The sequence below is a fragment of the Hydrogenophaga sp. NFH-34 genome, from assembly GCF_021401345.1.
Lineage (GTDB): Bacteria > Pseudomonadota > Gammaproteobacteria > Burkholderiales > Burkholderiaceae_C > Hydrogenophaga > Hydrogenophaga electricum.
Map to the genome: position 1 here is coordinate 20,655 of NZ_JACBGE010000001.1, position 13,756 is coordinate 34,410.

Annotated in this window: 13 protein-coding genes; 6 read left to right on the forward strand and 7 right to left on the reverse strand. The window is 66.0% G+C overall.

From position 1 onward, the window contains the following. The first annotated feature begins 15 nt into the window (after nt 1-15). A complete protein-coding gene (locus tag L0977_RS00130; RefSeq protein WP_234262696.1) occupies nt 16-1,602 on the forward strand; it encodes an inorganic phosphate transporter in 1,587 nt (528 codons plus the stop codon). Between the two features lie 333 nt (nt 1,603-1,935). Further along, nucleotides 1,936-3,603, forward strand: coding sequence for a DEAD/DEAH box helicase (locus L0977_RS00135; protein ID WP_234262697.1), 1,668 nt, complete (start codon nt 1,936-1,938; stop codon nt 3,601-3,603). Nucleotides 3,604-3,672: 69 nt separating this feature from the next. Here L0977_RS00135 and L0977_RS00140 read toward each other — a convergent pair whose 3' ends face one another. Then, a complete protein-coding gene (locus tag L0977_RS00140; RefSeq protein WP_234262698.1) occupies nt 3,673-4,587 on the reverse strand; it encodes an AEC family transporter in 915 nt (304 codons plus the stop codon). 166 nt (nt 4,588-4,753) lie between these two features. On the opposite strand from L0977_RS00140, the gene L0977_RS00145 reads away from it, so the two are divergent. Both L0977_RS00145 and xerD read left to right on the forward strand, forming a co-directional pair. Continuing rightward, nucleotides 4,754-5,725, forward strand: coding sequence for a tripartite tricarboxylate transporter substrate binding protein BugE (locus L0977_RS00145; protein WP_234262699.1), 972 nt, complete (start codon nt 4,754-4,756; stop codon nt 5,723-5,725). Continuing rightward, nucleotides 5,725-6,651 carry a site-specific tyrosine recombinase XerD gene (gene xerD, locus L0977_RS00150; protein WP_234262700.1) on the forward strand — a complete coding sequence of 309 codons (927 nt, stop codon included), beginning with the start codon at nt 5,725-5,727 and terminating at the stop codon, nt 6,649-6,651. Before L0977_RS00145 ends, xerD begins: the two co-directional genes overlap by 1 nt. 125 nt (nt 6,652-6,776) lie before the next feature. Here xerD and L0977_RS00155 read toward each other — a convergent pair whose 3' ends face one another. The 3 genes from L0977_RS00155 to L0977_RS00165 form a co-directional block, all read right to left on the reverse strand. After that, nucleotides 6,777-8,495, reverse strand: coding sequence for a cation acetate symporter (locus tag L0977_RS00155; RefSeq protein ID WP_234262701.1), 1,719 nt, complete (start codon nt 8,493-8,495; stop codon nt 6,777-6,779). Beyond that, complete coding sequence (locus L0977_RS00160; protein WP_234262702.1) at nt 8,492-8,800, reverse strand: DUF485 domain-containing protein; 309 nt, start codon at nt 8,798-8,800, stop codon at nt 8,492-8,494. Before L0977_RS00160 ends, L0977_RS00155 begins: the two co-directional genes overlap by 4 nt. 167 nt (nt 8,801-8,967) lie before the next feature. Continuing rightward, nucleotides 8,968-9,840, reverse strand: coding sequence for a ferritin-like domain-containing protein (locus tag L0977_RS00165; RefSeq protein ID WP_234262703.1), 873 nt, complete (start codon nt 9,838-9,840; stop codon nt 8,968-8,970). Between the two features lie 46 nt (nt 9,841-9,886). Here L0977_RS00165 and L0977_RS00170 point away from each other — a divergent pair, with 46 nt between their 5' ends. Beyond that, nucleotides 9,887-10,411, forward strand: coding sequence for a gamma carbonic anhydrase family protein (locus L0977_RS00170; protein WP_234262704.1), 525 nt, complete (start codon nt 9,887-9,889; stop codon nt 10,409-10,411). A gap of 40 nt (nt 10,412-10,451) precedes the next feature. Further along, nucleotides 10,452-11,432: an Hsp33 family molecular chaperone HslO gene (gene hslO, locus L0977_RS00175; protein WP_234262705.1), complete on the forward strand. Its 981-nt coding sequence runs from the start codon at nt 10,452-10,454 to the stop codon at nt 11,430-11,432. A 5-nt stretch (nt 11,433-11,437) separates the two neighbouring features. Here the strand turns inward: hslO and L0977_RS00180 are convergent, their stop codons facing one another. From L0977_RS00180 to eno, 3 genes are read right to left on the reverse strand one after another with little or no spacing between them, the layout of a single operon-like run. Next, nucleotides 11,438-12,112 carry an AAA family ATPase gene (locus tag L0977_RS00180; protein ID WP_234262706.1) on the reverse strand — a complete coding sequence of 225 codons (675 nt, stop codon included), beginning with the start codon at nt 12,110-12,112 and terminating at the stop codon, nt 11,438-11,440. A 5-nt stretch (nt 12,113-12,117) separates the two neighbouring features. After that, complete coding sequence (locus L0977_RS00185; protein WP_234262707.1) at nt 12,118-12,402, reverse strand: FtsB family cell division protein; 285 nt, start codon at nt 12,400-12,402, stop codon at nt 12,118-12,120. A 43-nt stretch (nt 12,403-12,445) separates the two neighbouring features. Next, a complete protein-coding gene (gene eno, locus L0977_RS00190; RefSeq protein WP_234262708.1) occupies nt 12,446-13,732 on the reverse strand; it encodes a phosphopyruvate hydratase in 1,287 nt (428 codons plus the stop codon). Between the last annotated feature and the right edge of the window lie 24 nt (nt 13,733-13,756).

Consider the following 13,756-nt stretch of genomic DNA (forward strand, 5'->3'; position numbering starts at 1 on the left):
TCACGAGATTGACACATGACCAAGAAGAACCGTTCGAGCTTCGTCTCCCGGCACACCGACGTGTTGCAACTGGGGGCCGCCATCGCCTTCCTGCTGCTGGTCGGCCTGTATGCGTCACTGACGGGGGCCAACGTGGCGGGGCTGTCGGGCTCGTCAATCTGGCTGATGATTGTTGCGGCCGTGGTGGGTGGCTACATGGCCATGAACATCGGTGCCAACGACGTGGCCAACAACATGGGGCCGGCGGTGGGTTCGGGCGCCATGACCATGGGGTGGGCCATCCTGGTGGCCGCCGTGTTCGAAGCCCTCGGCGCCATCATTGCCGGTGGCGACGTGGTGGGCACGATCAAGGGCGGCATCATTGCCAGCGACGCCATCGGCGGGGCCACCCAGTTCGCGTGGGTGATGTTTGCGGCCCTGCTGGCCGGGGCCATGTGGCTGCATCTGGCCACCGCCATCGGGGCGCCGGTCTCGACCACGCACTCCATCATCGGGGCGGTCATGGGGGCCGGCATCGCGGCCGGCGGCTGGGGCCTGGTCAACTGGGGCACCATCGGCTCCATCGTCGTGAGCTGGGTGGTCTCGCCGATCTCGGGCGGGCTGGTGGCTGCGGCCTTTCTCTATCTGATCAAACGCAGCATCACCTACCGCACCGACATGACCGAGGCAGCGGCGCGTGTCGTGCCCTGGCTGATCGCTGCGATGGCTTGGGCGTTTGGCACCTACATGCTGCTCAAAGGCCTGGGTCAGCTGATGAAGGTCAGCTTCTGGCCCGCGGTGCTGGCCGGTGCGGTGTTCGCCGGGGGGGTGTGGGCGTTGGTGCGAGGCCCGATCGCGCGCAAGGCCCGCCTGCAGGACAACACCAAAGCCGGCGTCAACCGCCTGTTCATCTGGCCGTTGCTGTGTTCGGCGGCCTTGTTGAGCTTTGCCCATGGTGCCAACGACGTGGCGAACGCGGTCGGGCCCCTGGCGGCCATCTATGAGGCGGTCAAGCAGGGGGCGGTGGCCACCACCGCGGCCACGCCGCTGTGGGTCATGGTGCTGGGCGCGGCCGGGTTGTCGGTGGGGCTGGCGCTGTACGGGGCGCGGCTGATTCGCACCGTGGGCAAGGAAATCACCGAGCTGGACAACATGCGGGCCTACTCGATCGCCATGTCGGCCACGCTGACGGTGATCGTCGCCTCCCAGCTGGGCATGCCGGTGTCCACCACGCACATCTCCATCGGGGCGGTGTTCGGCGTCGGTTTCCTGCGTGAGCTGCTCAAAGTCAATTACGCCAAGATGGAGGCGGCCGTGTTCGCAGGCCATCAGGGCGAAGACCGGGGAGAGGTCGAAGCTTATCTGCGGCGTTTCGAAGCGGCCGAAATCAGCGAGAAGAAGCGGATGCTGGCCGACATGAAGAAGCGCGCCAAGGCGCGCGAGATGGCGGTTGGCGCGGTGTTCGACAAGAAAGAGCAGAAGGCGCTGAAGAAGGTCTACAAGAAAGAGATCGTCAAGCGTTCGGCGGTGCTGCGCATCGTGGCCGCCTGGATCGTGACCGTGCCGGCCACGGCGGTGCTGGCGGCGATCCTCTACCACGTGGTGGCTGAAGTCCTCGGTTGACGCGGCACCGTTGGCCAGGGTGTTGCGGGAAAACCCTAGCCGTGCCATAATTCGAAATTGTGCTTTTTGGCGCAATCCATGTGCATCTGCCTCACACAAGAGGCCTCCCGTATCGTTTGAACCGCCTCCGGTTCATCGCAGGCATCGCTTGATGTCCCGCACGACGGATGAGGCCACTCGCTGACCACTGGCTTCTCGGCCAGACCGCCAAGCGTGACCGTTTGTGGTTGATGTGTTTGACCACCAACGGAATCCGGTGTCGGCTTCGTGTCTGATCGGTTGATCAGGCCTCGCACCGTGCTCCTCTTTGGCGCTTTCCTGCGCCTGAATATCATGAGCGACGCTTTCGACGTCCGCGGCGATGAGGCCGTGGAAATTTCTTCTTTGCCCGCACCGGTCGACGCTTCGGCGTTTGCCGCGCTCGGCTTGGCTCCGGAACTGGTGCAGGCCGTGGCCGATCTCGGTTTCGAGCAACCCACCAAGGTCCAGAGTCTGGTCGTGCCCATGGCCCTCCAGCCTGGTGTGGCCACCGCCGGCGAGGCCCGTTATGCCGACCTGATGGTTTCCAGCCAGACCGGCAGTGGCAAGACGGCGGCCTTTCTGCTGCCGCTGCTGCACACGCTGATCCAGCAAAAAAACGAACAGGCCGATGCCGAGCGTCAGGCCTTTGAGCGGGCCGCTGCCGAAGCGCTGGCTTCCGGCCAGCCGGCGCCCAAGCGGCCCAAGCGCAAGAACCCCACGCTGGCCCGCCACTTCAAGCCGGCCACGCCCGGCGCGCTGGTCCTCTGCCCGACGCGCGAACTGGCCCAGCAGGTGGCGCACGACGCCATCGATCTGGTGCGCCATTGCCGCGGCATGCGCATCGCCTGTGTGGTGGGCGGCATGCCCTACCAGATGCAGATTGCCCGCCTGCAGAATGCCGATCTGGTGGTGGCCACGCCCGGCCGCCTGCTGGACCTGCAGCGTTCGCAACAGATCCAGCTCGACCAGGTGCAGTTCCTGGTGGTCGACGAGGCCGACCGCATGCTTGACCTGGGCTTTGCCGACGATCTGGCTGAAGTCAATAACTTGACCAGTCAGCGCCGCCAGACCATGATGTTCTCGGCCACCTTTGCGCCGCGCATCCAGCAGCTCGCGCTGCGCGTGATGCACGAAGGCGGCAAGCACGTGCAGCGCGTGCAGGTCGATACCCCGCAGGAAAAGCATGCCAACATCAAGCAGGTTCTGTTCTGGGCCGACGATGCCGGCCACAAGCGCCGCATGCTCGACCATTGGTTGCGCGATGCCTCGATCAATCAGGCCATCGTGTTTGCCAGCACCCAGATCGAGTGTGATGCGCTCGCGACCGACCTGCAGCAGACCGGCTTTCACGCCGTGGCGTTGCACGGAGCCCTCAGCCAGGGGTTGCGCAATCGGCGCCTGACGGCGCTGCGCAATGGTCAGGTGCAGATCCTGGTGGCCACCGACGTGGCCGCGCGCGGCATTGACGTGCCCACGATCACCCACGTGTTCAACTTCGGGCTGCCGATGAAAGCGGAAGACTTCACGCACCGTATCGGCCGCACCGGTCGTGCCGGCCGCGAAGGGGTTGCCGTGACCTTTGCCGAGTTCCGCGATCGCCGCCGCATCGGCGACATCGAAGCGTTCACCCACCAGCGCATGAGCGCGGAAGTGATTCCGGGTCTGGAGCCGCGCCAGCGTCCGCCCCAGCCCGACCGTGGCGAGCGCGGCCGCTTCGACCACCGTCGCGACGGACGCCGGCAGGACTCCCGCAACGGCGGTGGCGGTCGCTCGCAAGGTTTTGGCGGCTTTGGCCGCTCCGAGGGGCCGCGGGAACGCCGGGAGTGGAATGACCGTCCCGCCAGCGGACAACCGTCGCGGCAGGCGCGCCCCCAGATGTCGCGTGATGGTGGCGACGCTCGCGGTGCATTCGCCACCGCTCGCCCGGCCCCGCGACGCGAAGGTGCCGCACGGCCTGCTCCGCGCCGCAGCCCCCGCTGAGGGCGCCTTCAGGGGGCTGCGCAGCCGCTGCTCCCTGTGGCTGATCGTTGCCGGTGGTGGCGGTCAGCGTCAGAGCATGCCGCGCAGCACGCCCAACGCGAAAGGCAGACTGACGACTCCCAGCAGGGTGGACAGGGTCACCAGTGCCGCGACGTAAGGGCCGTTGTAGCCCATGCGAGCCGCCAGCACATAGCAGCTGGAGGCCGTGGGCAGGGCTGCAAACATCAGCAGCACCGTGGCCTGCAGCGCATCCAGCCGGAACAGGTGCACCAGGCCCAGGGCCAGCAGCGGCGTGCCGACATGTTTGACCACCAGCACGGCCACACCCAGGCTTTTGCCGGCATGGAGCGAGCCCAGTTGCATGCCTGCCCCCGCGGCCATCAACCCCAGGGCCAGTGACGCCTGGCCGATCCGGTTGATCGTCGGTTCGAGCCAGCCAGGCAGGGCAAAACCCAGCAGATTGGCCGCCAGGCCGGACGCGGTGCCGATGATCAGCGGGTTGCGCAGCAGCTCGCGCCCAAAGCCACGCTGCGCATGGCGGGCCATGGGCCACACGGCGCCGACATTGAACAGCGGCACGCACACGCCAATCAGCACCGCGATCATCTGCAGGCCTTGTGGACCTGCCACCTTGCCGACCAGCGCCAGGGCGATGAACGAGTTGAAGCGGAACCCGACCTGCGCACTGGCTGCGTGCAGACGCACGTCCATGTGGCGGCCGATGAGCGGCCAGCGGGGCAGCGAATAACTCAGCGCGATGGAGCCGACGCCCAGGGCCAGGCCGGCGCCGATGAGGCTGGAGGCGCTGCCCAGATCGAGCGGACTGCGGGCGATCGAATGGAACAGCAGAACCGGGAACAGGAAGTAGTAGACCAGGCTCTCCACCGGTTCCCAGACTTTGCGATTGAGGGCTGTGAAACGGCAGACCAGGTAGCCGCACAGAATCAGCGAGAAGTCGGGAAACAGCAGTTGGGCAAAGTTCACCGGGCGAGCATAGCGCGTTGACCGGCCGACGGCCTGCGCAGAGTGGCCGCGCTCTTGGTAGTCACCCCATGTACGGCGGTGGGGGGCGGCGCTACAGTGCCCCGTGGCGCGCGGGTAACATGCCTGCTGCTATCGTTTTGTTTCAACGACCCAAGGAGTACAAGCCATGGTTTCTCGTCGTCAATGGGTGCTGATCGGTCTGGCCAGCATGGCCGCCACCGGTACCGTGTTTGCGCAGGCCTTTCCGTCGAAACCGATCCGGTTGCAGGTGCCTTTTGCACCGGGCGGGACGACGGACATCATCGCGCGCGTGATGTCGGAACCCCTTGGCAAAGCCCTGGGCCAGAGCGTTGTGGTCGAGAACAAGGCCGGCGGCGGCGGCGTGATCGGCGCCACCGAGCTGGCACGCGCGGTGCCAGACGGGCACGTCATTGGCATGGCGACGGTGTCGACGACGGCGGCCAATCCGGCGATCAACCCGAAGATCCCGTACAACACGCTGACCGATTTCACGCCCATCATCAACATCGCCGCGACGCCCAACGTGATCGCGGTGCACCCTGGCTTCCCGGCCAAGGATTTCGCCGGCTTCCTGGCCGAAATCAAGAAGAACCCTGGCAAATACAGCTACGCCAGTTCCGGCACCGGCGGCATCGGTCACCTGCAGACCGAGCTGTTCAAGAGCCTGACGGGCGCCTTCATCACCCACATTCCCTACCGCGGTGCAGGGCCGGCGCTCAACGACACCGTGGGCGGCCAGGTGCCGATCATCTTCGACAACCTGCCTTCGGCACTGCCGCACATCAAGTCCGGCCGCCTGGTGGCGCTGGTGGTCGCGGCACCGCAGCGCCTGGACGTGCTGCCCGATGTGCCGACTTTCAAGGAGGTGGGGCTGGAGCCGGTGAACCGCATGGCGTATTACGGCCTGATCGGTCCCAAGGGCATGCCCAAGGAGGTGGTGGACAAGATCTACAGCGCGACCAAGCAGGCGCTCAACGACCCGGCGGTGAAGAAGCGCATCGAGGACACGGGCTCGCTGATCGTGGGCAATTCGCCGACCGAGTTTGCCGATCAGATCAAGGCCGAATACGAGGTCTACAAGACGGTCGTGACCAAACAGAAGCTGTCGTTGAACTGATGGATGCGGGCGCGCTGGCGCGCAGCGAAGGCAGCGCGGGTACCTTCATCGACAGCCTCTGGCTGGAAGAAGGCCTGTCCCGCAACACCCTCGATGCCTACCGGCGCGACCTGATGCTCTTCGGGCGCTGGCTGGCTTCACCCGCTGGCGGCGCCAAAGCGCTGCCAGAGGTCGGCGAAGCCGATATCCACGGCTACTTTGCCGAGCGCCACGCCGACACCAAGGCCACCACGGCCAACCGCCGCCTCACCGTTTTCAAGCGCTACTACCGTTGGGCACTGCGTGAACACGTCATCAGCGCCGACCCCACCTTGCGCCTGCTGGCCGCGCGGCAGCCTTTGCGGGTGCCCAAAACCCTCTCCGAGGCCCAGGTCGAGGCCCTGCTGGCCGCGCCGGACACGGGGATACCACTGGGTTTGCGTGATCGCGCCATGCTGGAGCTGCTGTACGCGAGCGGTCTGCGCGTGAGCGAACTGGTCACGCTGCGGACCTTTCATGTCGGGCTGAACGACCACGTGCTGCGCATCACGGGCAAGGGCGACAAGGAGCGCCTCGTGCCCTTCGGGGCCGAGGCGGCCCGCTGGCTGAGGGCCTATCTGGACGAGGGCCGGCCACAGATCCTGGCCGGGCAACAGAGCGAAGACCTGTTTGTCACCGCGCGCGGCTCGCGTGCAGGGGAGGCGATGACGCGGGTGATGTTCTGGGGGCTGGTGAAAAAGTACGCGCGGCAGGCCGGCATCACGGTGCCCCTGTCGCCGCACACGCTGCGCCACGCTTTTGCCACCCACCTGCTCAACCACGGCGCCGACCTTCGGGCCGTGCAGATGCTGCTGGGCCACGCCGACATCTCCACCACCACCATCTACACCCACGTGGCGCGTGAGCGCCTCAAGGCGATCGTGGAGCAGCACCATCCGCGCGGGTGACAAGATGAGGCAAGGGCCGCTGCGCAGCAGTGATGACGCCCCGCATGGTGGGTCATGCCCAGCAGGCCCCGCACAAACAAAAAAGCGGCCCAACAGGGCCGCCATTTGAAGGGGTACGCTGCGGTTCAGTGCCCCGAAGCGCCGGAGGCACCGATGCCCGTTTCGGAGCGCACCTGCTGGGCCAGGAAGCCCGCCTTGTCCTGTTGCGCGCGCTGGCTCGAATCGAGGATCGAGAACAGCCAGATGCCGACGAAGCCGATGGTCATCGAGAACAGAGCCGGGCTGGCATAGGGGAACCAGGCCGAGCCCTTGGGGTTGCCCAGCGTGACTTCCCACACCGCTGGCGAAACGATGGTCAGTGCCACGGACGAGAGCAGGCCCAGGAAGCCGCCGATCACCGCACCGCGCGTGGTGCAACCCTTCCACAGCACGCTCATCAGCAGCACCGGGAAATTGGCCGAAGCGGCGATGGCGAAGGCCAGGCTCACCATGAACGCGATGTTCTGCTTCTCGAAGGCGATGCCCAGCACCACCGCGACGATCCCCAGGCACACCGTGGTGATGCGCGAGACGCGCAGCTCGGACTTGCTGTCGGCCTGGCCTTTTTTGATGACCGTGGCATAAAGATCGTGCGACACCGCCGAGGCGCCCGAGAGCGTCAGGCCAGCCACCACGGCCAGGATGGTCGCGAAGGCCACCGCCGAGATGAAGCCGAGGAACACGTTCCCGCCCACCGCATTGGCCAGGTGCACCGCCGCCATGTTGTTGCCGCCGAGCAGGCCGCCCTTGGCATCCAGGAAGCCGGGGTTGGTCAGCACGAAGGTGATGGCGCCGAAACCGATGATGAAGGTCAGCACGTAGAAGTAGCCGATCCAGGTCGTGGCCCACAGCACCGACTTGCGCGCTTCCTTGGCGTTGGGCACGGTGAAGAAGCGCATCAGGATGTGGGGCAGGCCGGCGGTGCCGAACATCAGGGCCATGCCGAAGCTGATGGCACTGATCGGGTCCTTCACGAAGCCGCCCGGGCCCATGATGGAAAAGCCCTGTACGGCGGCCTCTTCAGGTGATTTGCCGGCGGCGGCCGCGATTTCGGTCTTGATCTGCACCGACTGCGCAAACATGGCCTCGGGGCTGAAGCCGAAGTGCATCAGCACCATGAAGGCCATGAACGAAGCACCGGCGAGCAGCAGGATGGCCTTGATGATCTGCACCCAGGTGGTGGCGGTCATGCCGCCGAAAAGCACATAGACCATCATCAGCGCGCCGACGATCACCACCGCGATCCAGTATTCCAGACCGAACAGCAGCTTGATCAGTTGGCCAGCGCCGACCATCTGTGCGATGAGGTAGAAGGCCACCACGACCAGCGTGCCGCTGGCGGCGAAAACCCGCACCGGCGTCTGAGCGAAGCGGAAGGCCGCCACGTCGGCAAAGGTGAACTTGCCCAGGTTGCGCAGCCGCTCGGCCAGCAGGAAGGTGACCACGGGCCAGCCCACGAGGAAGCCGATGGAGTAGATCAGGCCGTCGAAGCCGGAGGCCATCACCGCCGCCGAAATGCCCAGGAAGGAGGCGGCCGACATGTAGTCGCCGGCGATGGCCAGGCCGTTCTGAAAGCCTGTGATGCCGCCACCGGCGGTGTAGAAATCGGCCGCGCTGCGGGTTTTGGCGGCAGCCCATTTGGTGATGTAGAGCGTGCCCAGCACGAAGATCGCGAACATGCTGATCGCGGTCCAGTTGGTGGGCTGCTTCTCGGCCTGGCCGAGATCGGCACCAGCGGCCAGTGCGGCACCCGCGAAAGCGGCCAGGGCCAGCAGGAGCGTGGCGTTTTTGAGGGTCGCTTTCATCCTTGCACCGCCTTCTTGATCTCTTCGGTCATCTCGTCGAATTCGCTGTTGGCGCGGCGCACATAGACGGCGGTGATGGCGATGGTGAACAGGATCACACCCAGCCCGATGGGCATGCCCAGGGTGGTGACACCGGCGCCCAGGCGCTGGGCGAGCAGTTCCTTGTCGAAGGCGACCAGCACGATGAAGCCGTAGTAGACGGCCAGCATCACGGCGGTCAGGGTCCAGCCGAAGCGCGAGCGGCGGGTCTTGAGTTCCTGGTAGCGAGGGTGGGTTGCGATACGTTGGACCAGATCGGGTTCCACGTTGTCTCCATGCATCTTTGCTTTTTCAGGTTGGCCTTCATTTTGGTGTCAGGCCGCTGTAAGCCCCGAAAAATGCTGATGGGATGCTATGGTTTTTGGATTACCAAGGTCTTACGAAAAAATGATTCCTTCTTAAGGCTGTGCCGGCCGCCGGCCGTCCGGGGTGTTCAGTCCGCCTGGCTCAGCCGGTCGATCTCGTCACGGCTGAAGCCCGCTGCCAGGCGGGCCGCTTCGTTGAAGGGCGGGCGCAGGCGGGGTGCCTGGTGGGTACGGGCCAGGGTGCGGTAGTGCGACACCGGGTCCAGGCCCTCGCGGCCGCAGAGCCAGCCGTACCAGCGGTTGCCGATGGCCACATGGCCGACTTCGTCGCGCAGGATGATGTCCAGGATGTCGATGGCCCGTTGTGCCGCGGGCGTGCCGACCTTGCGCAGTTTGGCCTGGATCAGTGGCGTGGCATCCAGGCCGCGGGCCTCCAGCGTGCGGGGCACCAGGGCCATGCGGGCGGTGATGTCATCCTGGGTCTTGACGCACATTTCCCACAGTCCATCGTGCGCGGGAAAGTCGCCATAGCGGTGTCCCAGAGACTGCAGGTGGGTGTGCAGCAGGCTGAAGTGGGTGGCCTCCTCGTCGGCGACGCGCAGCCAGTCCACGTAGAAATCGGGCGGCATGCCGGCGAAGCGCCACACGGCATCCAGCGCCAGGTTGATGGCGTTGAATTCGATGTGCGCAATCGCATGCAGGAGGGCTGCCAGGCCTTCGGTGGTGAAGGGTGAGCGCTGCGCCACCGATGCCGGCGGTACCAGCACGGGGCGCACCGGGCGACCCGGCAAGGGGGCCGAGGCGGGGGGCGTCAGGGATGCCTGTGCCCCCAGGACATGGGCCAGGGCGCTGCCTAGCCGGTCATGCTCGGGCAGGTTCTGCAACTGTTGCCAGAGGGCGTGCGCCGCGTCGGCTTTGGTGGTGGGGTCGATCAGGAGCAAGGCCGCCAGGGCCTGCTGGCGCAGGGTGCCCGTGGCGGGGCTTTGTGGGCGGGAGGGCATCCCTACAATTCTAGGATTCACGACAACCCCACAGGAGACGAGCAACATGGCGATTTACGAACTCGATGGTGTGGCCCCGCGCGTGGCCGCCACGGCCTGGGTGGCCGACGAGGCGCAGGTGATGGGCGATGTCGACCTGGGTGAACACACCAGCGTATGGTTCGGTGTCACCGTGCGGGGGGATACCGACACGATCCAGATCGGTGAGGGCAGCAACATCCAGGATGGCAGCGTGCTGCATGCCGATGAGGGCATGCCGCTGGTGGTGGGGCGCCACGTGACGGTCGGGCACAAAGTGATGCTCCACGGCTGCACGATCGGTGATGAATCGCTGATCGGTATCGGTGCGATCGTGCTCAACGGGGCCAAGATCGGCAAGAACTGTCTGGTGGGGGCCGGTGCGCTGGTGACCGAAGGCAAGGAATTCCCCGATGGCTCCATGATCCTGGGCAGCCCGGCCAAGGCGGTGCGCCAGCTCACGCCGGAGCAGATCGAGGGGTTGCGTCGCAGCGCCCGGCACTACATCGACAATGCCGCGCGTTTTCGCCAGGGGTTGAAAAAGATCGGCTGATCCCGATCTCCTCTGTTTGCTCTTTCAGAAAGACCGTTGCGTGTCCGAACTCCACAAATTCGTTTTTGAAGGCCTGCCCGTGCGGGGCATGCTGGTGCGCCTGACCGACGCCTGGCAGGACATCCTGCGGCGCCGCGAGCAGTCTGGCGCCTACCCGGTGGCCGTGACCGAGTTGCTGGGGGAAATGACCGCGGCAGCGGCCCTGATGCAAGCCAACATCAAGTTCAATGGGGCACTGATCCTGCAGGTGCACGGCGACGGGCCGGTGAAGCTGGCGGTGGCCGAGGTGCAACCCGATCTGTCGCTGCGGGCCACCGCCAAGGTGTCGGGCGAGGTGGCCGATGGGGCACCGCTGTCGCACATGGTGAACGTCAACAACCAGGGGCGTTGTGCCATCACGCTCGACCCCAAGGACCGCCTGCCGGGCCAGCAACCCTATCAGGGGGTGGTACCGCTTTTTGGCGACCGCCGGGAAAAACTGGAAAAGCTCAGCGAGATCATTGAGCACTACATGTTGCAGAGTGAGCAGCTCGACACCCGGCTGGTGCTCGCCGCCAACGACAAAGTGGCCGCAGGCCTGCTGATCCAGCGCCTGCCCTTGCAGGGCGACGCCAACCTTGCCGGCAGTGGCGCCGTGGCGCGCGACGAAGACCAGATCGGCCAGAACGAGGATTACAACCGGATCGCGATCCTGGCCGCCAGCCTCAAGCGTGAAGAGCTGCTGGAGCTCGACGCTGAAACCATCCTGCGGCGCCTGTTCTGGGAAGAGGATGTGCGCCGCTTCGATCCGCTCACCGGGCTGGAGGGCCCACGCTTTGCCTGCAGTTGCTCGCGCGAACGCGTGAGCAACATGCTGCGCTCGTTGGGGCAGGAGGAGGTGGCCAGCATCCTGGCCGAGCAGGGCCAGGTGGAGGCGGGCTGCGATTTCTGCGGGGCGATGTACCACTTTGATCCCGTGGATGCGGCGCAGGTGTTTCTGGAAGCGGCGTCCCAGCCGCCGGGATCGCCGGGCGTGCAGTGACCTGGTCAGCCTGCGTGAGCAGGGCGGACCAGCCGGGAGAACAGGCGGTGTTCGCAGTCGGGGTCGCTGCAGCGCTCGCACGTCCAGCGTTGCGCCGGAGGCGGTGAGGGCGTGGCGGGTGCCAGTTCAGGCCGGCCCAAGGCCCGCGCGACGGCGCGCAGGGCCTGTTCCAGGCGATGCGCGCCACGCCCGTAAAGGGCCTGGAAAGGCACCCGCGCCGAGATGAGGGCGCCACGCAGAGCACTGTCGATGGCGTCGCTCACCGCGGGGCTGTCGCGGAACAGGCCGTCAGGCACCCAGGGCAGGTCCTGGCCCATGAGCAGGGTCAGGCTGGTGTGGCGGGCCTGCCAGTCCAGCGCCTCGGGCCAGAGGTTGGGATCCTGGAAATAGTGATCGCTGTAGGCGGCCACCACGAGCGGTGAGGTGTCGGCCACCACCACGGCAGGCTGGTCTGCGGCCCAGAGTGCTGCTGCCGCTGTGTCGATCTGGCGGGCCTGCTCGCGCGCAATGACCCCCTGTTCGTCGGCACGGGGCGCACGGTCTTCGCGTTCGCACCACTGGCGCAGGTATTCGGGCACGTGAGCGACCGGCATGCCGGCGGCGCGCAGGGCTTGCGCGAGTTCGCGGGCCAGGGTGCTCTTGCCGGTGGACTCGCCGCCGATCAGCGTGACGACGCACACCACGGTCAGCGCAGGCCGTTGGCGAACTGGACGAAGATCTCGTTGGGCTTGACCATGCCGAAGTCCTGGCGGGCCAGTTCTTCCACGGTGTAGAGGCCTTCGCGCAGGTCGTCGACTTCGCTGGCCACCTGCTCGTTGCGGTGCTGGGCGGCCTTGTTGGCCGCCTCGACACGGCTCAGGTCCAGGCGCAGGGCATTGACCTGGGGCACGCTGCCCCGGCCAAACCACAACTGCGCATGAATGACCACCAGCAAGGCCATCAACAGGGCAGGGATGAAGCGGTTGGCCATGATGGGGCGAGTGTAGCGGGGGCCGCTGTCGCGGCCCCGGATCTCACTTCAGGTTGTAGAACGCGGCACGGCCGGGGTAGACGGCCACGTCGCCCAGATCTTCTTCGATGCGCAGCAGCTGGTTGTACTTGGCCATGCGGTCCGAGCGCGACAGCGAGCCGGTCTTGATCTGGCCGGCGTTGGTGCCCACCGCGATGTCGGAGATGGTGCTGTCTTCGGTTTCGCCCGAGCGGTGCGAGATCACGGCGGTGTAGCCGGCGCGCTTGGCCATCTCGATGGCGGCGAAGGTCTCGGTCAGGGTGCCGATCTGGTTGATCTTGATCAGGATCGAGTTGGCGATGCCTTTGTCGATGCCTTCCTTGAGGATCTTGGTGTTGGTGACGTACAGGTCGTCGCCCACCAGCTGGACTTGCTTGCCCAGGCGTTCGGTCAGGTGTTTCCAGCCGTCCCAGTCGCCTTCGGCCATGCCGTCTTCGATCGACACGATGGGGTACTTGTCGCACCAGGTGGCCAGCATGTCGGTCCACTGCTCGGCGCTCAGGCTGATACCACCTTCGCCTTCGAGCACGTACTTGCCGTCTTTGTAGAACTCGCTGGCGGCACAGTCCAGGCCCAGGGCGATTTGTTCACCGGCGGTGTAGCCGGCCTTGTCGATGGCTTGCAGGATCAGCTGCAGCGCGGCTTCGTGGTTCTCGACCGACGGGGCAAAACCGCCTTCGTCGCCCACGGCGGTGCTGATGTGCTGGTCGTGCAGGATGGCCTTGAGGGCGTGGAACACCTCGGCGCCCCAGCGCAGGGCTTCGCGGAACGACGGCGCGCCCACGGGGATGATCATCAGCTCTTGCAGGTCGAGCGAGTTGTTGGCGTGCGCGCCGCCGTTGATGATGTTCATCATCGGCACCGGCATTTGCACCGCGCTCATGCCGCCGAAGTAGCGGTACAGCGGCAGGCCGGCTTCTTCGGCGGCGGCACGGGCCACGGCCATCGACACGGCCAGCATCGCGTTGGCGCCCAGGCGGCCCTTGTTGTCGGTTCCGTCGAGGTCGATCAGGGTCTTGTCCAGGAAAGCCTGCTCGGAGGCGTCCAGGCCCAGCACGGCTTCGCTGATCTCGGTGTTGATGTTCTCGACCGCCTTGAGCACACCCTTGCCCAGGTAACGGCTCTTGTCGCCATCGCGCAGCTCGATGGCTTCCCGGCTGCCGGTGGAGGCGCCCGAGGGCACGGCGGCGCGGCCCATCACGCCCGACTCCAGCAGCACGTCGCATTCAACGGTGGGGTTGCCACGGCTGTCCAGCACTTCGCGGCCGACGATATCAACGATTGCACTCATCTTCTCTACCTTTGGAACAAGTCA

Coding starts and splice junctions, on each gene's coding strand:
- L0977_RS00145 (WP_234262699.1), top strand. CDS start 4,754: ATGGTTTCTCGTCGTCAATGGGTGCTGATCGGTCTGGCCAGCATGGCC.
- eno (WP_234262708.1), bottom strand. CDS start 13,732: ATGAGTGCAATCGTTGATATCGTCGGCCGCGAAGTGCTGGACAGCCGT.
- L0977_RS00130 (WP_234262696.1), top strand. CDS start 16: ATGACCAAGAAGAACCGTTCGAGCTTCGTCTCCCGGCACACCGACGTG.
- L0977_RS00135 (WP_234262697.1), top strand. CDS start 1,936: ATGAGCGACGCTTTCGACGTCCGCGGCGATGAGGCCGTGGAAATTTCT.
- L0977_RS00155 (WP_234262701.1), bottom strand. CDS start 8,495: ATGAAAGCGACCCTCAAAAACGCCACGCTCCTGCTGGCCCTGGCCGCT.
- L0977_RS00170 (WP_234262704.1), top strand. CDS start 9,887: ATGGCGATTTACGAACTCGATGGTGTGGCCCCGCGCGTGGCCGCCACG.
- L0977_RS00165 (WP_234262703.1), bottom strand. CDS start 9,840: ATGCCCTCCCGCCCACAAAGCCCCGCCACGGGCACCCTGCGCCAGCAG.
- xerD (WP_234262700.1), top strand. CDS start 5,725: ATGGATGCGGGCGCGCTGGCGCGCAGCGAAGGCAGCGCGGGTACCTTC.
- L0977_RS00185 (WP_234262707.1), bottom strand. CDS start 12,402: ATGGCCAACCGCTTCATCCCTGCCCTGTTGATGGCCTTGCTGGTGGTC.